Source organism: Sphingobium bisphenolivorans, from assembly GCF_000412635.1.
Classification (GTDB): domain Bacteria; phylum Pseudomonadota; class Alphaproteobacteria; order Sphingomonadales; family Sphingomonadaceae; genus Sphingobium; species Sphingobium bisphenolivorans.
Window position 1 is genome coordinate 36,537 of record NZ_ASTG01000018.1, and the last position, 18,780, is coordinate 55,316.

Here is an 18,780-nt window from a genome sequence, read left to right on the forward strand (position 1 = left end):
GTACAGATGACCATCGGCGTTCTCGCCTTCATCGCCGCGACCGCGGCTGGCGCCGCTCTGGGCACCCAGAGCACAGGCCGCGTGGATGTCAGCGACAAGGCCGCGATCGAAAAGATCGTACACGACTATATCCTTGCCCATCCGGAGATCATCCCGCAGGCGGTCGAGAAGTTGCAGGCCAATCGCGTTGCGACCTCTATCGATTCCAGCCGGCCGGCGATCGAGACACCCTATGCCGGCGCATGGGAAGGCGCTGCGAACGGCGATGTGACGGTGGTCGAATTCTTCGACTATGCCTGCGGCTATTGCAGGGCCTCGCTTCCAGACCTCGCCAGACTGGTGGGAGAGGACAAGCGGCTGAAGATCGTCTATCGCGAGCTGCCCATCCTGTCCGACGACAGCATCGACGCCGCCAAGGTGTCGCTGCTGGCGGCGGAGAAGAACCAATATATGCCGTTTCATCGCGCGCTCTACGCCGCTGGGCGCGTGACGCATGATACGATCCTGGCTGCGGCAGCCAAGGTCGGGATCGATGCCAGGGCGGCGGAAGCGGCCATCGCCAACAAGAAATATGATAGCGAGATTCAGTCGAATATCGCCCTTGCGCAGAAGCTGCAGGCGACCGGCACCCCGACGTTCGTGATCGGGAATCAGGTGCTGAACGGCGCTGTCGGCTATGATGCGCTGAAGACGGCAGTGACGGCGGCGCGGGAGAAGTAGGGGCAAAAAGCCAAGCTTCTCCCCACGCGTCGCGCCGGGCTCGACCCGCGCTCCCGCCTCCTTGTCCAGGCGACGCCCTCTACCAGCCGCACCTTGGATCAACTCCAGGGTGACGATTTCGGCGATGCCCGTTACCTTGCCGGTTCAGCCTGTCGTCAAAGCCGCTTCTGCCATTGACTCGCCCAGCCCTTTTGCCTATCGGACGCCCCCTGACATGCGGCCGCCTGCCCGGCGGCCCTTTTTTGTCACGTCCGATTCTTAGTATATTTAAGGAATGAACGATGAAGCGCACCTATCAGCCGAGCAATCTGGTTCGGAAGCGCCGTCACGGTTTCCGCGCTCGCATGGCGACCCCCGGCGGCCGCAACGTGCTGCGTGCTCGTCGTGCCCGCGGCCGCAAGAGCCTCAGCGCCTGAACGACGCGCCGCTGAACAGCGCGCCTGCGGTCATGGCCCGGCGCGCCGATTTTCTGGCGGCGAATCGTGGGCGGCGCGCGCCGATGCCGGGCTTCGTCCTGCTGGTGCGCGAGCGTGGTGACGGCGATCCGGCGATGCGTGTCGGCATCACGGTCACGAAAAAGATTGGCGGCGCTGTCATCCGCAACCGGATGAAGCGCCGCTTTCGCGTTCTGGCGCGCGAGTTGCTGCCGGTCCATGGCGTGGCTGGTGCGGACCATGTGCTGATCGGCCGCGCAGAGGGCATCGAGCGCGACTTCGGCCTGCTCCGCACCGAGCTGGAGAAGGCGCTGCGCAAGGTGATGAGCCGGCCGGTGGGTGAGGCGCGTTCGCCTTCCCGGGGAAGATCCGCGCGGCCCAACCCCAGGAGCAACCTGCTCCCGAGAAGGCACTCGGCGGACACCGTTGGCTCGGGAGAGCCCGGTGCGAATGGTGAGATGTCCAGCGACGGCGGAACCGGGTTCCTCCCTTCGCAGGAACACGGGTCGGACAAGCCGTGATTGGGCGCCTCCTCATCCTGATCGCGCGCTTCTGGCAACTCGGCCCGTCGCGCGTTCTCCCGCCCTCCTGCCGCTATGCCCCCTCCTGCTCCCAATATGCGATTCAAGCGATCAGCAAATATGGCGCTCTCAAGGGTAGCTGGCTGGCGACGAAGCGGCTAATGCGATGCCACCCTTGGGGCGGTTCGGGCTACGACCCGGTCCCCTGAAGAGCAGAATTTCCAGATACGGCGGAGCCGATACGCGTGGACGACAAGAAGAATATCATTCTGGCGGTGATCCTGACCGCCGCGATCCTGTTTGGCTGGCCCTATGTCTCCAAACATTTCTTCCCGGCCGCGAACCCGCCCGTGACGAAGATCGAGGGCGGCAAGACCAAGACGGTCGCGCAGCCCGGCGCCGATCCCACGACCGACCAGAACGCCGCTATCCGCGATCGCGCTCTGGTGCTGAAGGAAAGCCCGCGCGTCGCGATCCGCACGCCCAAGCTCACCGGCTCGATCAACCTGAAGGGCGCGCGCATCGATGATATCGTGCTGCCCACCTATAGCGAGACGATCGCGAAGGATTCGCCTTCGATCCGCCTCTACAGCCCGTCGGGCACCAAGGACGCTTATTTCGCCGGTTTCGGCTGGCAGGGCGAAGGCCTGAAGACGCCGGACAACAACACGGTCTGGACCGCCGAAGGCAAGGAACTGACGCCGACCACGCCGGTCACGCTGCGCTGGAACAACGGCGCGGGGCAGACCTTTGAAATCCGCCTGTCGGTCGATGAAAATTACATGATCACCGCGCAACAGAAGGTGTCGAACAGCGGCACCGGCGCGGTGGGCGTGAAGCCCTATGGCTATATCAGCCGGGCGCATCCTTCGGCCGATCCCGACACCTGGACCATTCACGTCGGCCCCATGGGCGTGTTCAACGGCGCCGCCAATTACGACGTGAACTACAAGGATTTGGCCAAGGGTCCGGCAACCCAGGGCTTCCAGTCGACTGGCGGCTGGCTGGGGTTCACCGACAAATATTGGCTGTCGGCCATGATCCCGGATCAGAAGTCTGCTTTTACCGGCCAGTTCCGCAAGGGCGCCGGGACCCAATATCAGGCCGATTATGCGCTGGAGCCGACCATGCTCGCGCCCGGCAAGGCGATCACGCAGACCGCCCGCCTGTTTGTCGGCGCCAAGGAAGTGAAGACGCTGGAAGCCTATCAGGATGCAGGCGTTCCGCTGTTCGACCGGGCGATCGACTGGGGCTGGTTCTACTGGTTCGAAAAGCCGATCTTCGCGCTGCTGCACTGGCTGTTCGAGACGCTGGGCAATTTCGGCGTGGCGATCATCTGCCTGACCTTCGTGGTGCGCGGGCTGATGTTCCCGGTCGCCCAGCGCCAGTTCGCCAGCATGGCGGCGATGCGCGCGGTACAGCCCAAGATGAAGGCGCTGCAGGAAAAGCATAAGGACGACAAGCAGAAGCTCCAGCAGGAGATGATGGAGCTTTACAAGCGCGAGAAGGTGAACCCGCTCGCCGGCTGCCTGCCGATCTTCATCCAGATCCCGATCTTCTTCGCCCTGTACAAGGTGCTGCAGCTGACGATCGAAATGCGGCACCAGCCCTTCGTGCTGTGGATCAAGGATTTGTCCGCACCCGATCCGCTGCATATCCTCAACCTGTTTGGTCTGCTGCCCTTCACGCCGCCCTCCTTCCTGGCGATCGGCGTGCTGGCGCTGCTGCTGGGCATCTCCATGTACTTCCAGTTCAAGCTGAACCCGGCGCAGATGGACCCGATGCAACAGCAGGTGTTCGCGATCATGCCGTGGATGATGATGTTCATCATGGCGCCCTTCGCAGCAGGCCTGCTGGTCTACTGGATCACCAACAATTGCCTCTCGATGCTGCAGCAGTGGTGGCTGTACCGCCGCCACCCGCAGTTGAACACCGCGGTAGCGAAATAGGGTCGTCCAGCGCCCGTTCGGTTCGAGCTTGTCGAGAACGGCGCGCATGGTTCTCGACAGGCTCGAACCGAACGGATGTAATGTGGACGAGCAGCAACAAGCCGAACTGATCGAGGAGGCGCGCAGGGCCTTCGCCGGGCCGATCGCCTTCCTCAAGTCCGCGCCCGACCTCAAATTCCTGCCTGACATGGCGGTCAATGAGGTCGCCTTCGCGGGCCGGTCTAATGTCGGCAAATCGTCGTTGCTGAACGCGCTCACGAACCGGAACGGCTTGGCACGCACGTCCAACACGCCGGGACGGACGCAGGAGCTGAACTTCTTCGACGTCGGCGACCCGCTGCGCTTCCGGCTCGTCGACATGCCTGGCTATGGCTATGCCAAGGCGCCCAAGGACATGGTGCGCAAGTGGCGCTTCCTGGTGAACGACTATCTGCGCGGGCGGGCCAACCTCAAGCGGGCGCTGGTGTTGATAGACTGTCGGCACGGCATCAAGGACGTCGACATCGACATGCTCGACATGCTGGATGCCGCCGCGGTCAGCTATCGCATCGTCCTCACCAAGGCGGACAAGGTGAAGGCAAGCCATCTTGCCGAAGTCCAGCAGGCAACCGCCGAGGCGATTCGCAAGCGTCCAGCCGCGCATCCGGAGATCATTCCCACCTCGAGCGAGAAGGGCATGGGCCTCCCCGAGTTGCGCGCGGCGGTGCTGGAGAGTGTCACGCTAGGTTGAGGGCGATACGAACCGGTTTTTCGCTGCGAGCCAAAGTTCATCACCCTGGGGCCAAGCCTTGGGTGGCGATCGAAGCGGTCAGTCTCTCCGGCTTTTGAGGCATGTCATCAAAACAGCTGATATTGGGCGCTGCCCTTGAGCGGCCAGGTGCCCAGAATGTCGTGTCGGCTATGACCGACATGGCTGCAGATCAACGTGAATTGCTCGACGCGCCAAAGGAAGCCCTCAACCGGCCGTTGTTCCGGCCGGCTGTCACGATAGAAGAGCGTCTGATGCGGGCTGAAGCTCCAATCGGGGCGCGGAGCTACTCCAGCCTCCTTCATCGCCGCAGCGATTTCCTTCTGCAAGGCGTTCAGCGGTGGCACGGCGCGCGACGGGCGTAGAGCGGCAGAGCGATTATTGATGCTCAGCTGATCAAGCGAAAGGTCGAACGGTTCTGCCATCACGCGTGTGCCGGCACGCAGCAGCGCCTTGATCACCGCATAGGGATAATCCTCATAGTCACAGGTGATGCCGAGCGTGATATGCTGATGCTCCCGCGCAACACGCCGGACGGCGGGGTCCAGGGTCTCGGCGAAGTGGTCACTCTGGCGGGCGACCGCAGGGCTCGGCTTCAGTCCATAGAAAAGCCGGAACAGCGGCTTGGTGGTGCGGGCATGCATAGGGTCCTCCTGCGAATCAATGGTGATTTGTTCATGATATGTTCTTTCTCTTTGCGAGGCGAGTCCGCTGGAGCTACAAAGCTGTTCATGCGTTGAACGACGGCACTTTGACGGAGCAGTGACATGGTTCAGTTGACGCTCGCCACGCTGGCGGAGAAGATGAAGGACATCGATTTCGCGATGCTCTCTACCCACGCCGAGGATGGGCAGATCGGCGCCCGGCCGATGAGCAACAATCGCGATGTGGCCTATGGCGGCGACAGCTATTATTTCACGACCGAAGACACGATGATGGTGAAGGATATCGAGCGCGACCCCCGCGTCGGGCTGTCTTTTCAAGGCAGCAGCGGGCTGCTGAAACAGAAACCGCTCTTCATCGCGGTGGAGGGGCGCGCGGATCTGATCCGCGACCGCGACGAGTTCGAGGCACATTGGAACAGCGACCTGCAGGGCTGGTTCGCGCAAGGCCCCGACACGCCGGGCCTGGTGATGATCAAGGTCCATGCCGAGCGCGCCCATTATTGGGACGGCGAGGATGAGGGTGAGTTGGAACTTTGAAGCCCGTTGCGGCGGCTGAGGGCGATAGCAGCGCGGAAACACGGCCCCGCCGAATTGCCCGGTGGGCACTTTCCGCCGCCTATGGTTTTGCCGGACTTGTGCATTTGACGCGCCCAGCCGGCTTCGTGGCGATCACGCCATCCTGGGTGCCGCAGCCGGAACTGGTCGTCGCCCTCACCGGGCTAGCCGAAGTTGCGGGCGCCGCAGGGCTTCTGATCGCGACGTTCCGAAAAGCGGCTGGCGTGGGACTGGCGCTCTATGCGCTGTGCGTGTGGCCGGCCAATCTCAACCATGCGGTGAACGACATCGCACTGAGCGGCGTCCATCTCAGCTGGTGGTATCATGGCCCGCGCCTGGCTCTGCAGCCGGTGATCATCTGGTGGGCGCTATGGGCCAGCGGCGTGACGGACTGGCCGTTTCCCGGCAAGGGAAGACACGACTGAGCGCGGATCGGCGGTTGTCTTTGCAGAAGCGTCCCCTACTGTGACGCTCCCTCCTATCAGAACATGCAGAGAGAGCCTGTGACCCGCCACATTCCATGGATCCTGATCGCGATCGTCGGCGCCGTCGCGCTTTCCGTGGTGGCAGTCTCGCGCGGCGAACCGATCAACGCGCTGTGGATCGTGGTCGCAGCCGTCAGCAGCTTCCTGGTCGCCTATCGCTATTATGCGCTCTACATCGCGCGCCATGTGATGCGGCTCGACCCGGCACGGCCGACGCCTGCGATCCGGCGGGCCGACGGGCTGGACTATGTGGCGACCGACCGAACCGTCCTGTTCGGCCATCATTTTGCGGCGATCGCCGGTGCGGGACCGCTGGTCGGGCCGGTGCTGGCGGCGCAGATGGGCTATCTGCCCGGCACCATTTGGATCATCGCGGGCGTCGTGCTGGCGGGCGCGGTGCAGGACTTCATGGTCCTCTTCATATCGATGCGGCGCGACGGCAAGTCGCTAGGCGAGTTGATCCGCCTGGAAATGGGCCAGGTCGCGGGGACGATCGCACTGTTTGGCGCCTTCATGATCATGGTGATCATCCTGGCGGTGCTAGCGCTCATCGTTGTAAAGGCGTTGGCGGAAAGTCCGTGGGGCATGTTTACCGTCGCGGCGACCGTGCCGCTCGCCATGCTGATGGGCATCTATACCCGCTGGATCAGGCCAGGGCGAATCGGCGAGGTGTCGCTGCTGGGCCTGGTCGGGCTGCTGGCGGCGATCGTCTATGGGCAGAGCATCGCACAGTCCCCGGTCTGGGGCCCCGTCTTCACCTTCACGCCGCTGCAGCTTTGCTGGCTGCTGATCGGCTATGGAGCGGTGGCTTCGGTCCTGCCGGTGTGGCTGCTGCTGGCGCCGCGCGACTATCTGTCGACCTTTCTCAAGATCGGCGCGATCGCGGCGCTGGCGATCGGCATCGTCATCATGGCGCCGCCGCTCAAGATGCATGCCGTGACCCAGTTCGTGAACGGCAACGGGCCGGTCTGGTCGGGCGGGCTCTTTCCCTTCCTCTTCATCACCATAGCTTGCGGCGCGGTGTCAGGCTTCCACGCGCTGATCGCCAGCGGCACCACACCCAAGCTGATCGCCAGCGAAGCGCATGCGCCGATCATCGGCTATGGCGCCATGCTGATGGAGGCGTTTGTGGCGATCATGGCGCTGGTCGGCGCCTCCATCCTCGATCCCGGCATCTATTTCACGATGAACAGCCCGGCGGCGGTGATCGGCAAGGATGCTGCGAGCGCGGCAGCGGCCGTCACGGCGATGGGCTTCCCAATCTCGCCCGAACTCATCCTCCAGACCGCGAAGGATGTCGGGGAGCATAGCATCATCTCGCGCGCAGGCGGCGCCCCGACCCTGGCGGTCGCGATGGCGGAGATATTCTCCCATGTCGTGGGTGGGCCGGCGATGAAGGCCTTCTGGTATCATTTCGCGATCCTGTTCGAGGCGCTGTTCATCCTGACCGCCGTTGATGCGGGCACGCGCGCGGGCCGGTTCATGCTGCAGGACCTGATCGCGCTGGTTGTGCCGAGCTTCAAGGAGGGCAAAAGCATGGCCCCAGGCATCATCGCCACCGCGCTCACCGTCGCAGCCTGGGGCTTCTTCCTCTATCAGGGCGTCACCGATCCGCTGGGCGGGGTGAACACGCTTTGGCCGGTGTTCGGCATTTCCAACCAGATGCTTGCGGCCATCGCGCTGATGCTGGCGAGCGCGGTGCTATTCAGGATGAAGCGCGACCGCTTCGCCTGGGTGACGATCGTGCCGACCGCATGGCTGCTGATCTGCACCCTGTCGGCGGGGTTCCTGAAGCTTTTCTCGGCCGATGCGAAGGTCGGCTTCCTCGCTCATGCCGCCCGCTTCAGCACGGCGGCAGACAAGGGCGAAATACTCGCACCTGCCAAGTCGATGGGCGAGATGCAGCAGATCATCTTCAATGATTATGTCGATGCGGGGCTGGTCTCCATTTTCCTGCTGGTCGTGCTGGCGCTGATGGTCTTCACCATCCGAACTTGCCTCAACGCACGGAGGGTCACGGCGCCCACCGCACGGGAGATCCCTGCGCAACTGGTGCCGGCGGAATGAGCCTGTTTCTCCACCAGCTGCGGCAGATGGCGCGCATGATGGTCGGGGTGCCCGACTATGACGCCTATCTGCGCCACATGCGGGATCATCACCCCGACCGGTCGCCGATGGATCGCACCGCCTTCTTCCGCGATCGGCAGGAGGCTCGCTATGGCGGCAAGAATGGGGGCAAATGCTGTTAGGCCGCAGTTGGTGCTAGACCAACCGCCGTCCCGTCCAGACCACCCGGCCGACGATCACCACCAGCGCCGGATCGATCTCGATCCAGTCGGGATAATGCGGGTTGTCGCTGAGCACTGAGAACAGCCCCCGCCGCGGGCCGAGCGCGATCCGCTTCACCATCAGCACCCCGTCCAGCCGCAGCACATAAACGCCGTCGCGCAGCCTTGCGGCATCGTCATCATGATCGACCATGATCTCGTCACCGTCATTCAGCGTCGGCGCCATCGATTCGCCATCGACCCGGATGATCGAGACGCGCTGAGGACGGACGCCAAGGTGCCGCAGCCAGTTCGTGTCGAACGCCATCACGCCGGCTGTGCGTTCATCTTCGTCCAGAGAGCCCGAGCCGGCCGAAGCCCCGAGCGCAAGGCGCGGCACAGTCACGACAGCGGGCAGAGAACGCCCCTTGCGCAATGAGGGCGCGGGTGCCGCCGAGCCGCCCAGCACCTCCTCCGCCACACCGAGATATCGGGCGAGAATGCGCCGGTCCTCCTCATCCAGCTTGCGCGGCGTGCCACGCTTGATGAACTGCTGGATATAGGCGGGGTTACGCTTCAGCAGGCGCGAGAGGTCGGTATAACTCTCCCCCCGCTCGGCAATCAGCCGCTCCAGCGTCACGCGCGGGTCTTCTCCGTCATTCACCATATTTCATCCATACTCATAGGATTTTTCCTAGACAAGTAGGAAATAGGGAAACACATAGGCAATCATATCGGTATTCGCAGGGCGCGAGTCGAGTCGCTTGAGGAGAAACGGGGGAATGCTGTTGCGGGCGGTGGAGAAGTTTTTGCGGGAAAGTGGCATCGCGGCAACGCGCTTCGGCCGGGAAAGCGTGCGCGACCCACGGCTGGTATTCGACTTGCGGCGCGGCCGGGAGCCGGGCGATCGGATCAAAAGACGTATAGAACATTTCATGAACACATATCGCAGGAGCATGGGACAATGACAAGCATCGACTCGCCGATCACCAGCGTGAACCGCCTTCAGGCTCCGCAGAACGCCGCCAAGATGCGCGACCCGCTGCCGCGGCTGCTGCTTCAGTTGACCGCGCGCGCTGGCAATCCCGTGATCGTGGAGCGGGCGACGAGCCGCCCCTGGGCCAGTGCATTATTTCAGGGCAGGCGCCATGTCATTGCGCTACAGATCAGCGGCGTGGATGCCGCCGAACGGCGCAGGCGATTTGCGGACGGTATCGAGGACGCGGAATGGGCGCTGGGCAGCCACTTCGTCGCCGATATCACGATCGACGATCATCATGCGTCGGCTGAAGGGGAGTGGATTGAATTGTCGGCGCTCACCATCGAGGACTGGTGAGTGAGGGCACGCGCGCCCGCTACGGCGCGCGTTGCTCCATGTCAGCGGCTACGGCCTGCCATGGAGCGCAACGTGCCCAGAGCCGCGCGCAGCGCCTGATCCACATCCTGCTCGACATGGTCGCGCACCGGAACCGGCCGCTCGACCGGCATGTCCGCGATGACGGCAGCGGTACGCCCGGTCCGCTTGCGCTCGGCCAGGCCCCGCTCCAGCCGCTCTGTCAGTTCGGCGATCGAAAGATTTTGCGGGCTCGGCCGAACAGGTGCAACTGGCTCCGCCTCGACGGCCTGGATCTCCTGCCCGGCCCTCTGTGCAGCAGGGAGCGGAGCAAAGCCCTCTTCCTCTGCCGGTTCCGCGATCGCCGGAATCGCAAGCGCGGCAGTGTCCGCCTGATCGCGCGCAGCGGCAGTTCGCGTGAAGATGTCGAGCCCGCCAAAATCCTTGCTGGCGAAGATCGGCGTGCGTGCGGGTGCGTCGGGGTGCGCGTCCGCCCTGCGCAGCGCCGGTCCTCGCGCGGATGGCGATCCCCTGCGGCCGCGTGAGAGCCAGCCCAGCTTCGACAATGCAAAACCCATAATGTCCACTCCCGACGCCCGTCCCGGGCGTCCTTTCTGCTGAGGCGACGGTGCGCCCCGTTGAACCCTTTGTCTGTCCTCCCCGGCCCAGATCAGGCCGAGCGCCATCGCCGCGCCGAAGGCGGACAGGATCGCCCGCGCCTTCCATCCAAGCGGCGGCGCCGCGGCCGGCAGCGCCTCACTCAAACCACTGGACGCGACCAGTGTTTCAATCAGCCCAACCGGCGTCGCCAGCAGGATCAGGCTGGCTGCCACCGCGGCCAAAAGCGTCCGCTTCCGCCATCTCCGCTGACCTGCCGCCATCGCTGGTGCGACACCCGTCAGGCGGCGGCTTGCGCACACGGGGCGCGCGCCAGCAGCCGCTGATACACCGGCTCATAACGTAGAATATTTGACGACCAGTTGCGCTCCCGCTCGACAAAGCTGCGCGCGACGGCACGCCGCTCATCCCAGAAGCTGCGGTCGGCGAACATGCCGGCGAGCGCGCTTGCAAGTCCGGCGGGGTCGGCTGGCGCAAACAGCGTGCCGGTCACGCCGTCTTCAATCAGTTCACGATGGCCGCCGACGCTGGATGCAGCGACCAGGCGGCCTTGCGCCATCGCCTCCAGCGGCTTCAGGGGCGTCACCAGATCGGTGAGGCGCATCGCCTTGCGCGGATAGGCGAGGATATCGACCTGCGCATAATAATTCTCAACCTGATCGTGCGGCACGCGGCCGACGAAGACGATATGATCGGCGAAGGGAGACGCCATCGCCTGATCGCGCAGCGCCTGTTCGCGCGGCCCGCCGCCCACGAGCAGCAGCTTCGCCTTGGGCCGCGCACGCACCAGACGGGGGAGCGCGGCGATCAGGTCGTCCAGCCCCTCATAATCGTAGAAGCTGCCGATGAAGCCGACCACGTCTGCCCCCTCCAGCTCCAGTTTCGCAGTCAAGGCAGGATCGCGCGGCACCGGCGTCCCGAACTGATCCATGTCGACGCCGTTTGGTGACACGATGATCTTCGCGCCGTCGATACCGCGCGCGATCAGGTCACTGCGCAGCCCCTCGCAGATGACCGCGACCGCATCGGCCGCGCGCACGGCATGGGTTTCCAGCTGCCGGGTCAGCCAGTAGCGCGGATTGCCCTCGACGCCCGTACCATTACCGACGGCCGCATCCTCCCAGAAGGCGCGGATCTCGTAGACCGTGGGGATGCCGTGGCGCTTCGCCACCCGCTGTGCCGCCATCGCATTGAGTACCGGCGAATGGGCGTGGATAATGTCGGGTCGCCACTCGGCAATGAGCGATTCGATGCCATCAGCCTGCGCGGCGATGTCCCGCCATTCGCGCAACAGTGGATTGCCGCCGGCGGACTTGCCCGGCGTGCGGTGAAATTGCAGGCCGTCCACCTCCTCCTGCATCGCTCCGGATGCGCTATGCCGCCTTCCGGTGATGCCTCGCACCTCCCAGCCCCGCGCCATCTGCGCCCGCAGAATCGCGCGGGTGCGGAATGTATAGCCGCTATGCATCGGCAAGCTGTGGTCCAGCACATGAAGTATGCGTGTCATGGCCTGATTCTCTGCCAGAAAAGGTTTAACGGCCCGTCAACTCTGATCGGTTAGAGCGATGCTGCTCAGTCGGCGGCGCGCCGTGTTCCTGCGAAGGCAGGAGCCTGGCCCTGCCGTTGAACTGGGCTCCTGCGTTCGCAGGAGCACGGTGGAAAGATACGGATAATCTACTCACAGGATGATCGACGCCCTCTCCCTCCTCATCAGCCATGGCGTCATCCTGCTCGCGGCCTGGCGGCTGCTGTCGCGGGCTGAACTGGACCGCGATCCCGAAGGAGCGGGCGAGGATGCGTGATCTTTTCTTCGTCGCCTTTCTCGGCGCCTTCTTCCTGCTCGGCTTCCGGCGGCCCTTCCTGCTAATCGCGGTCTACGCTTATATCGACATCGTATCGCCGCAGCGGCTGTCCTATTTTCTGCTCAACAGCATCCCCATCTCCTTCATCGCCTTCGTCGCCGCGGTGGGCGCGTGGCTGCTGGTCGACGACAAGAAGGATTGCCGCTTTTCCGCACGGCAGGTGCTGTTGCTGATCCTGCTCGCCTGGTGCGGCTATACGACCGCGACGGCGGATTTCCCGATCAACGCGGCGACCAAATGGGGCTGGGTGTGGAAGGCGATGATCTTTGCGGTCTTCCTGCCGATCACGTTGCGAACCCGGCTGCGAATCGAGGCATTGGCGCTCTTCATGGTGCTGTGCGCCAGCACGATCATCATCAATGGAGGCATGAAGACGGCGCTGTCCGGCGGCGGCTATGGCGTGCTGAACCTGATGGTCGACAACAATAGCGGGCTTTACGAAGGGAGCATCATCAGCTGCGTCGCCATCTCGCTGATCCCGCTCATCCTGTGGCTGGCGCAGCATGGCACCATCTTTCCGCCCGACTGGCGGGTGAAGACGTTTGCCTATGCGCTTTGCTTCGCCTGCCTGCTGATGCCGATCGGGACGGAGGCGCGCACTGGCCTAGTCTGCATCGCCATCCTGGCCGGCATGATGCTGATCCGGTCGAAGCGGCGTTTCATCTATGGGCCGTTGATGGCAGTCGCGGCGCTGGCCGCCATCCCCTTCCTGCCGGCCAGCTTCACCCAGCGCATGTCGACGATCGAGAACCACCAAGGGGATGAGAGCGCCTCCACCCGCCTCGCCGTGTGGAAGTGGACGCTGGACTATGTGAAGGAGCATCCGGGCGGCGGCGGCTTCGACAATTATCTGCAAAACAGCTTCACCTATATGATGCAGGAGCGGGTGACGGACGCCGCCGGATCGCGGATGGAACGGCGCATCATCACCGACAAGGGCCGCGCCTATCACAGCGCCTATTTCGAGATGCTGGGCGAGCAGGGCTATTTCGGTTTCCTGATCTGGGCGCTGATCCACCTCATCTGCTTCATCCGCACGGAAGCCATCCGGCGGCTGTACCGACATAGCCAGAAGCCTGAAGAAGCCTGGATCGCGCCCTTCGCCCTGGCGCTGCAACAGGGGCATGTCATCTACATGATCGGTTCGCTGTTCGTCGGCATCGCCTATCAGCCGTTCATCTTCATGATGCTGTCGCTGCAGATCGGCCTCGACACTTATCTGGCGCGTCGACGCAAGCTGAGCGCGTGGCAGCCGTTATTCCCTCCGTCATCATCGGACAAGGCACAAGGAAGCATGGCATGAAGGGGGAATTGCGGGTGCTCAGCCTCGCTCATGGGCTGCTGCTGGGGCTGGTCCTGGCATTGCCGATGATCGCGCCGCCGCTGCTGCCATGGGGTGTCGAGGCGCTCTTCATCCTCGCCGCCTTCCAGTTGCGCCTCGCCGATCGGCGGTGGGAAGGGCGCGCCGGTCTGCGGGGCTGGACCAGTCATATCCGCATGGCGCCTCAGCGGCTGGCGCCCTGGGCGGCGATCGCGGTGATGGCGGTGATCGCCGGGCCGGAACAGATCAAGCTCGCGCAGGCGACCCTCATCGCGGTGGGTATCGGCGAACTCCTGCTCTATCCCGTCGGCGCGAACCTGCTCGGTCGCCTGCCGCGGCGCGGGCTTGCCGGGGTCATCCTGCTGCTGATGATGGGCTGCGCACTGGCGGAGGTCGGACATCCCGCCCGGCTCGCCATGGGCTTTGCGCTGGGGGTAAGCGGGTGCGTCTTCTGGCTGCGCGGACCGGACGGGGAAAGCCGGTCCATCCTGCTGGCGCTGACCGGCGCTTTGACGGCGAGCCTCTGCATCCTGCTCCTTCCCGCGGTTCGGCCCGCCGCCTTCCCGGCGGCGCTGCTTTGCACCGTCCTGACGCTCGCCCACCTCTCCGTGCTGCGCCGCCGGCCGCTGCACTGGCGGCTCAGCAGCACCGGCTGACGCGATTTTACGCGTGACAATCTGGCGCAAATCGCCTAGGGCGCGCCGCAGCGGACCTTAACGGGTCCTCCGTCCGAGACAGTTGGTGAAGGGAATCTGCCCTTCTTAATGTCCAGCCTAGACGGGGAAAAGTTCTTTACCGGCCGGGCCTTTGCCTGTCCGGGTCTGCTTGTTCCCACAGGGATGCGGGCCAGTCGATCTCTCCCCTTCGGACCAATGCCCCGCGATTCGTCGCGGGTTTTTGCCGTTCGCTCGGATCTTCCGCGCGAACATGAAGTGGAGAATGGCATGGATCGTAATCAGAAAGCTGAGGTCGTTTCCGCGCTGAACGCACATCTGGCCGAAGTCGGCGTGGTCGTCGTGACCCGCAACCTCGGGCTGACGGTCGCCCAGTCGACCCAGCTGCGCCAGAAGATGCGCGATGCCGGCGGCACCTACAAGGTTACGAAGAACCGCCTCGCCAAGATCGCCCTTGAAGGCACCAGCTATACCGGCATCAGCGACCTGCTGACCGGTCCGGTTGGCCTCGCCTCCTCGGCCGATCCGGTGGCTGCCGCCAAGGTTGCCGTCGAATTCGCCAAGACCAACGACAAGCTTGAGATCGTTGGCGGCGCGATGGGCGAAGTGCTGCTGAACGCGGAGGGCGTGAAAGCGCTCGCCTCGATGCCGTCGCTGGATGAACTGCGCGCAAAGCTCGTCGGCCTTATTCAGGCCCCGGCGACCAAGCTCGCGACCGTCACCCAGGCACCGGCTGCGCAGCTCGCGCGGGTCTTCAACGCCTATGCGGAAAAGAACGCGGCCTAAAGCCACGGTTTTTCCAAAGAGACACGTTTTCAACTCTTGATTTAGGGGCATGTGCCCCGCCCAGAAGGGAATATTCAACATGGCAGATATCAATGCTCTGGTCGACCAGCTATCGGCCCTGACCGTCCTCGAAGCCGCTGAGCTGTCGAAGGCCCTGGAAGAAAAGTGGGGCGTTTCGGCCGCTGCTGCTGTGGCTGTTGCCGGCCCGGCCGGTGGCGCTCCGGCGGCTGCTGCTGAAGAAGTCAAGGACGAGTTCGACGTCGTTCTGACCGGCGACGGCGGCAAGAAGATCAACGTCATCAAGGAAGTCCGCGCCATCACTGGCCTCGGCCTCACCGAAGCCAAGGCGCTGGTCGAAGGCGCTCCGAAGGCTGTCAAGGAAGGCGTCGGCAAGGACGAAGCCGAAAAGCTCAAGAAGCAGCTTGAAGAAGCCGGCGCGACCGTCGAACTCAAGTAAGTTCGCGGGTCTGGCCCTGCGCAATCAGGGCCGGCTTTACCGGCCTTGTGCTGGAGAATTCAGGGCGGTGCCGTCATGGCGCCGCCCTTTTTCTTTGGGGTCAAAGGGCGGAAAAGGAAGTAGGGTGCCGGTCGAGCTTGGCATGACGAAAGGGGAATGGCCGAAATCGACCGAAGCGGACCTAACCAACCGTCACTCCAGACTTGATCCGGGTCCCGCTTCTTCATCGCCGCAGCTGTGTTCAGAGAACAGCGGGGCCCCGGCTCAAGGCCGGGGTGACGAGTGTCGGAATGGTGTGAAACCACCCAAGTCCTACACCTCTCTCCCTCGCGGCGAGAGGTGTCGTGGATTACCTCAAAAATCCAGTTCCGCGCGCCAGCCGACGACATCGACGCCATAGTCGTTGCGCCCGCCGGCCAGGATCGCAGCATCCGTATAGTCAAGATGGGCGTAGTTGACGTTGAAGCGCAGGAACTCCACCGGCGTCCACACCAACGCCGCGATGATGCCGCTCTGCGTGCCGCCGGTGATGTCCTTGTCGTCGAGGCTGAGATAGTCGTAGCGAACCGTCGCCTGGAGCGCGCCCCAGCCGCCGCTGCCCACCGGATGATCGGGCTTCACAATGCCGAATATGCCATTCTTGTAGCTGCGGCTTTCCCCGGTCAGCACATAGCCGACCTCCCCATAGCCGCCGAAGAAGGTCGGATCAGCGAGGCCCGGCCGCGACACGCGCAGCCAGTGCGCCTCGCCCGCCGCCCAGAGAGGGCCGCGCTCCGCCGCCAGTTCCACGCCATAATGGCTCTCACCGTCCGCCGCGATGGCGGGCGTCGCAAGAATGCGGCTGTTGGCGGTGTGGAGATAGGCGCGCTGGCGATAGCGCTGCGGCACTTCCGACAGGCGCTGGAAGTCGCGCCAATGACCTGACAGCCCGAAATGCAGCTGTGTCTTGCCGAACTTGGGCGCCAGCACGATGCGGCCATCTACGCCATAGCTGTTATTTTCATCGCCGCCGTTCGGCCCGTCCGCGCTGTTGGTCAGCGAATCGGCGCTGTCGGAGAAGATCCCCGCCTGCGCCAGCAGCATGCCGGAGCGATATTGCGCCGACAGGCCAAGCCGCCGCTCGAAGGCGAAGGCATCCGTAAAGGCCGCGCGCTCCATCACCGAACCGGCGGTGTCGCTGATCAGCTCGTCCAGCGACTGGAAAGCGTTCTGATTGCCGAGCGTGACCAGCCACTTGCCCTTTTCATAGGTGATATAGGTATCGACAAGATCGACGCTGTTGTCCGACAGTTCCACTTCCAGCTTGTAGCCGAAGCCGCCGCCCAGCTGGCCCTCGCCGCCCAACCGCAGACGGCGCAGCTCGTTGGAATAGCCCCTCGCCCGGTCGGGAGTGGCGGCACTGCCGAACGGCTCGGGCGTCATCAGGAGCCCGGCGTCATATTGGATGCGGCCTTTCACATGGAAGCTGGCGCCGCCCTTGGAAAAGACCGGCCCACCCTTCCAGCTGACATCCGTAGACGATCCGGTCTTGGCGGGCTGAGCCGCCGTGGGGGCTGCTGGCGCGACGGGCGTGGTGGCGCTCGCCACCGCCACGGCCGAAGTGCTGCCGTTCAGCCGCGTTTCCAGCCGCTCGACCTGCGCCTTCAGCGCGCTGATCTGAGCGCGCAATTCCTGCGCCTCGGCCTCGCTGATCGCCTGCGCTGCGGCGGGCGAAGGCAGAAGGCACAGCGCCAGACCTGCAGCCAGTGAAGAATTTCGCATCGTGACATCCCTGCAATGTGCCAGCCTTTAGGCCAAGCAACCCGGTGACGCCGTTATGAAGCTTTTCTTACAGACGCACGTCACTTCGATGACGTTTTTGTGACAGCAACAAACTGGACACATAAATGCAACAGACGGGTTCCGCGTCCCGTCTTGATATGCATGGCTTTCAAGTCTTGATGATGAAACGGGCCGGCGCAGCCTTATTCTGCCGCCAGGGCATATCCGGTTCGCGGCATTTCCTGTGAAAGCGCTTCCACCACCGCTGCAACGAGCGCCCGGGTCCGTTCCAGCCCGGGGCCCGGCTGATCCAGTGCTTCGTCCAGATAGAGACGGCGGTCGAGTTCCAATTGCATCGCGTAAAGACCCTCATTCGGCCTGCCATGCTGCTCTATCATATGATCGCCGGCATAAGGATGGTTTTGCGCGGCGACGATGCCGTGACCCGCCGCGACGTCGACCGCAAGGGTCATGAGCCGCGCCGTCGCGGTTCGGCCGAATCGGTCGCCGAGCACCATTCTCGCAGGCTTCTGCCCTGCGGCCGGCGGCGGCAGAGGCGGCATGGAGTGCAGGTCGATCAGGATGGCATGGCCGTAAAGATCGCGTGCAGCCCGCATCAACTGTGCAAGCGCGCTATGATAGGGACGATGGAACTGGTCGATCCGGCGCCGCACCTCCGCCCATTCGAGCGGCCGCTGCCAAAGCTCCTGAGCGCCGGGCATCCTGCGAGGAATGAGGCCAAGGCCGCCGCGCAGCTTGGCGCTGCTCTGAAGCGGCGTGTCGCGCGGAATGCCGGTCACCATCGCCGGGTCGATTTCCCGTTCATGCCGATTGAGGTCGATCACCGCCCTCGGCGCCCGTGCAACCAGCACCGACGCGCCCCGTGCAGCCATCGGCAAAGCCAGCAAGTCGGCCCAGCGATCCTCCAGTCGCTGCAACATCTCCGGACGGACCCTCGCCGCCGCGAGCAGGTCAGCGTCATAGTGGCGGCCGGCATGCGGGACCGACAGGATCACCGGCCCCATCGGCTGGGCTGGCCCATAAAGATCATAGGCCGGGGTCGACTGCCTCGGCACGGGTATCGGCGTTTGAGGCAATTCGTCTCCTTTCACCGCCGCCCGCCAAAAATGGTTACCCGGCTGGATAATATTCACACCTTGTCGCATATATGGGAACGGGGCGCCATCCGAAGGATGGGATCGGGCAAGCGCGGCCGCAAGGGCCGAAAGATGAGACAAGCGGGGCGATGGTTAGAATTTTGCTGGCCGAAGATGATGACAGCATGCGCGCCTATCTGGGGCGCGCGCTGGAGCGCTCCGGCTATGAGGTGGTGGCCGTGGCGACCGGTGCGGAGGCCCTGCCCCATATCGATGCCGATCGATTCGACCTGCTGCTGACCGACATCGTGATGCCGGAGATGGACGGCATCGAACTTGCCCAGCATGCCGCCGCGATCGCCCCCGACATGCGCATCATGTTCATCACCGGCTTTGCCGCCGTGACGCTGCGGGCGGGCAAGGCCGTTCCCCAGGCGAAGGTGCTGTCCAAGCCATTCCATCTGCGGGAACTGGTGCTGGAGGTGGAACGTATGTTCGGCAGCGAGAGCCTGACCGGCCTCAATTGA

At 64.0% G+C, this 18,780-nt stretch carries 23 protein-coding genes; 17 read left to right on the forward strand and 6 right to left on the reverse strand.

The genetic code is table 11. From position 1 onward, the window contains the following. Positions 1-6 precede the first annotated feature (6 nt). The 6 genes from L858_RS0113635 to yihA all read left to right on the forward strand — a co-directional run bounded on the left by L858_RS0113635 (position 7) and on the right by yihA (position 4,354). Positions 7-720: a DsbA family protein gene (locus L858_RS0113635; protein ID WP_028056124.1), complete on the forward strand. Its 714-nt coding sequence runs from the start codon at positions 7-9 to the stop codon at positions 718-720. 281 nt (positions 721-1,001) lie between these two features. Next, a complete protein-coding gene (rpmH, locus tag L858_RS0113640) occupies positions 1,002-1,136 on the forward strand; it encodes a 50S ribosomal protein L34 (RefSeq protein ID WP_007683189.1) in 135 nt (44 codons plus the stop codon). A gap of 32 nt (positions 1,137-1,168) precedes the next feature. Continuing rightward, positions 1,169-1,675 carry a ribonuclease P protein component gene (gene rnpA / locus L858_RS20175; protein WP_420801833.1) on the forward strand — a complete coding sequence of 169 codons (507 nt, stop codon included), beginning with the start codon at positions 1,169-1,171 and terminating at the stop codon, positions 1,673-1,675. Next, positions 1,672-1,884 carry a membrane protein insertion efficiency factor YidD gene (gene yidD, locus L858_RS21310; RefSeq protein ID WP_081643359.1) on the forward strand — a complete coding sequence of 71 codons (213 nt, stop codon included), beginning with the start codon at positions 1,672-1,674 and terminating at the stop codon, positions 1,882-1,884. The genes rnpA and yidD overlap by 4 nt, the downstream gene beginning before the upstream one ends. 36 nt (positions 1,885-1,920) lie before the next feature. Then, entirely contained in the window at positions 1,921-3,624 is a 1,704-nt protein-coding gene (yidC, locus tag L858_RS0113650; protein WP_022683712.1) for a membrane protein insertase YidC, read from the forward strand. Between the two features lie 46 nt (positions 3,625-3,670). Further along, positions 3,671-4,354, forward strand: coding sequence for a ribosome biogenesis GTP-binding protein YihA/YsxC (yihA, locus tag L858_RS0113655; RefSeq protein WP_022683713.1), 684 nt, complete (start codon positions 3,671-3,673; stop codon positions 4,352-4,354). A gap of 107 nt (positions 4,355-4,461) precedes the next feature. On the opposite strand, the gene L858_RS0113660 is transcribed toward yihA, so the two are convergent. Then, positions 4,462-5,016 (reverse strand): 2'-5' RNA ligase family protein, encoded by a 555-nt coding sequence (locus L858_RS0113660; RefSeq protein WP_022683714.1) that lies wholly within the window; start codon positions 5,014-5,016, stop codon positions 4,462-4,464. A 123-nt stretch (positions 5,017-5,139) separates the two neighbouring features. Between L858_RS0113660 and L858_RS0113665 the strand changes: the two genes are divergently transcribed. From L858_RS0113665 to L858_RS0113680, 4 genes are all read left to right on the forward strand, one after another. Beyond that, entirely contained in the window at positions 5,140-5,574 is a 435-nt protein-coding gene (locus L858_RS0113665) for a pyridoxamine 5'-phosphate oxidase family protein (RefSeq protein ID WP_022683715.1), read from the forward strand. 53 nt (positions 5,575-5,627) lie between these two features. Beyond that, entirely contained in the window at positions 5,628-6,017 is a 390-nt protein-coding gene (locus L858_RS0113670; RefSeq protein ID WP_152639832.1) for a DoxX family protein, read from the forward strand. 78 nt (positions 6,018-6,095) lie between these two features. Further along, positions 6,096-8,144 (forward strand): carbon starvation CstA family protein, encoded by a 2,049-nt coding sequence (locus tag L858_RS0113675; RefSeq protein WP_022683717.1) that lies wholly within the window; start codon positions 6,096-6,098, stop codon positions 8,142-8,144. Further along, entirely contained in the window at positions 8,141-8,326 is a 186-nt protein-coding gene (locus L858_RS0113680) for a YbdD/YjiX family protein (RefSeq protein ID WP_022683718.1), read from the forward strand. The genes L858_RS0113675 and L858_RS0113680 overlap by 4 nt, the downstream gene beginning before the upstream one ends. Positions 8,327-8,339: 13 nt before the next feature. Here L858_RS0113680 and L858_RS0113685 read toward each other — a convergent pair whose 3' ends face one another. Continuing rightward, positions 8,340-9,011, reverse strand: coding sequence for a S24 family peptidase (locus L858_RS0113685; protein WP_022683719.1), 672 nt, complete (start codon positions 9,009-9,011; stop codon positions 8,340-8,342). A gap of 115 nt (positions 9,012-9,126) precedes the next feature. Between L858_RS0113685 and L858_RS0113690 the strand changes: the two genes are divergently transcribed. Next, positions 9,127-9,312: a hypothetical protein gene (locus L858_RS0113690; protein ID WP_022683720.1), complete on the forward strand. Its 186-nt coding sequence runs from the start codon at positions 9,127-9,129 to the stop codon at positions 9,310-9,312. Beyond that, positions 9,309-9,680, forward strand: coding sequence for a hypothetical protein (locus L858_RS0113695; protein WP_022683721.1), 372 nt, complete (start codon positions 9,309-9,311; stop codon positions 9,678-9,680). The genes L858_RS0113690 and L858_RS0113695 overlap by 4 nt, the downstream gene beginning before the upstream one ends. A gap of 41 nt (positions 9,681-9,721) precedes the next feature. Here L858_RS0113695 and L858_RS0113700 read toward each other — a convergent pair whose 3' ends face one another. After that, complete coding sequence (locus L858_RS0113700) at positions 9,722-10,510, reverse strand: hypothetical protein (RefSeq protein ID WP_420801834.1); 789 nt, start codon at positions 10,508-10,510, stop codon at positions 9,722-9,724. A 65-nt stretch (positions 10,511-10,575) separates the two neighbouring features. Beyond that, positions 10,576-11,802, reverse strand: coding sequence for a TIGR04063 family PEP-CTERM/XrtA system glycosyltransferase (locus L858_RS0113705; protein WP_022683723.1), 1,227 nt, complete (start codon positions 11,800-11,802; stop codon positions 10,576-10,578). A gap of 287 nt (positions 11,803-12,089) precedes the next feature. Here L858_RS0113705 and L858_RS0113715 point away from each other — a divergent pair, with 287 nt between their 5' ends. From L858_RS0113715 to rplL, 4 genes are all read left to right on the forward strand, one after another. Continuing rightward, positions 12,090-13,460 (forward strand): putative O-glycosylation ligase, exosortase A system-associated, encoded by a 1,371-nt coding sequence (locus L858_RS0113715; RefSeq protein WP_022683725.1) that lies wholly within the window; start codon positions 12,090-12,092, stop codon positions 13,458-13,460. Continuing rightward, entirely contained in the window at positions 13,457-14,134 is a 678-nt protein-coding gene (locus tag L858_RS0113720) for a hypothetical protein (RefSeq protein WP_022683726.1), read from the forward strand. Before L858_RS0113715 ends, L858_RS0113720 begins: the two co-directional genes overlap by 4 nt. A gap of 288 nt (positions 14,135-14,422) precedes the next feature. Beyond that, a complete protein-coding gene (gene rplJ / locus L858_RS0113725; RefSeq protein ID WP_028056129.1) occupies positions 14,423-14,938 on the forward strand; it encodes a 50S ribosomal protein L10 in 516 nt (171 codons plus the stop codon). A gap of 79 nt (positions 14,939-15,017) precedes the next feature. Continuing rightward, on the forward strand, positions 15,018-15,395 hold the full coding sequence (gene rplL, locus L858_RS0113730; protein ID WP_028056130.1) for a 50S ribosomal protein L7/L12: 378 nt from the start codon (positions 15,018-15,020) through the stop codon (positions 15,393-15,395). A gap of 354 nt (positions 15,396-15,749) precedes the next feature. Here the strand turns inward: rplL and L858_RS0113735 are convergent, their stop codons facing one another. Together L858_RS0113735 and L858_RS0113740 are read right to left on the reverse strand one after the other, a co-directional pair. Continuing rightward, the gene (locus L858_RS0113735) at positions 15,750-17,156 is read right to left on the reverse strand and encodes an OprO/OprP family phosphate-selective porin (protein ID WP_022683729.1); all 1,407 of its coding nucleotides are present in this window, start codon (positions 17,154-17,156) and stop codon (positions 15,750-15,752) included. A 203-nt stretch (positions 17,157-17,359) separates the two neighbouring features. Continuing rightward, positions 17,360-18,253: an N-formylglutamate amidohydrolase gene (locus L858_RS0113740; protein WP_028056132.1), complete on the reverse strand. Its 894-nt coding sequence runs from the start codon at positions 18,251-18,253 to the stop codon at positions 17,360-17,362. A 149-nt stretch (positions 18,254-18,402) separates the two neighbouring features. On the opposite strand from L858_RS0113740, the gene cpdR reads away from it, so the two are divergent. Further along, the gene (cpdR, locus tag L858_RS0113745; protein ID WP_022683731.1) at positions 18,403-18,780 is read left to right on the forward strand and encodes a cell cycle two-component system response regulator CpdR; all 378 of its coding nucleotides are present in this window, start codon (positions 18,403-18,405) and stop codon (positions 18,778-18,780) included.

Coding starts and splice junctions, on each gene's coding strand:
- L858_RS0113635 (WP_028056124.1), top strand. CDS start 7: ATGACCATCGGCGTTCTCGCCTTCATCGCCGCGACCGCGGCTGGCGCC.
- rpmH (WP_007683189.1), top strand. CDS start 1,002: ATGAAGCGCACCTATCAGCCGAGCAATCTGGTTCGGAAGCGCCGTCAC.
- rnpA (WP_420801833.1), top strand. CDS start 1,169: ATGGCCCGGCGCGCCGATTTTCTGGCGGCGAATCGTGGGCGGCGCGCG.
- yihA (WP_022683713.1), top strand. CDS start 3,671: ATGGTTCTCGACAGGCTCGAACCGAACGGATGTAATGTGGACGAGCAG.
- L858_RS0113660 (WP_022683714.1), bottom strand. CDS start 5,016: ATGCATGCCCGCACCACCAAGCCGCTGTTCCGGCTTTTCTATGGACTG.
- L858_RS0113665 (WP_022683715.1), top strand. CDS start 5,140: ATGGTTCAGTTGACGCTCGCCACGCTGGCGGAGAAGATGAAGGACATC.
- L858_RS0113680 (WP_022683718.1), top strand. CDS start 8,141: ATGAGCCTGTTTCTCCACCAGCTGCGGCAGATGGCGCGCATGATGGTC.
- L858_RS0113685 (WP_022683719.1), bottom strand. CDS start 9,011: ATGGTGAATGACGGAGAAGACCCGCGCGTGACGCTGGAGCGGCTGATT.
- L858_RS0113690 (WP_022683720.1), top strand. CDS start 9,127: ATGCTGTTGCGGGCGGTGGAGAAGTTTTTGCGGGAAAGTGGCATCGCG.
- L858_RS0113695 (WP_022683721.1), top strand. CDS start 9,309: ATGACAAGCATCGACTCGCCGATCACCAGCGTGAACCGCCTTCAGGCT.
- L858_RS0113705 (WP_022683723.1), bottom strand. CDS start 11,802: ATGACACGCATACTTCATGTGCTGGACCACAGCTTGCCGATGCATAGC.
- L858_RS0113715 (WP_022683725.1), top strand. CDS start 12,090: ATGCGTGATCTTTTCTTCGTCGCCTTTCTCGGCGCCTTCTTCCTGCTC.
- L858_RS0113720 (WP_022683726.1), top strand. CDS start 13,457: ATGAAGGGGGAATTGCGGGTGCTCAGCCTCGCTCATGGGCTGCTGCTG.
- rplJ (WP_028056129.1), top strand. CDS start 14,423: ATGGATCGTAATCAGAAAGCTGAGGTCGTTTCCGCGCTGAACGCACAT.
- rplL (WP_028056130.1), top strand. CDS start 15,018: ATGGCAGATATCAATGCTCTGGTCGACCAGCTATCGGCCCTGACCGTC.
- L858_RS0113735 (WP_022683729.1), bottom strand. CDS start 17,156: ATGCGAAATTCTTCACTGGCTGCAGGTCTGGCGCTGTGCCTTCTGCCT.
- cpdR (WP_022683731.1), top strand. CDS start 18,403: ATGGTTAGAATTTTGCTGGCCGAAGATGATGACAGCATGCGCGCCTAT.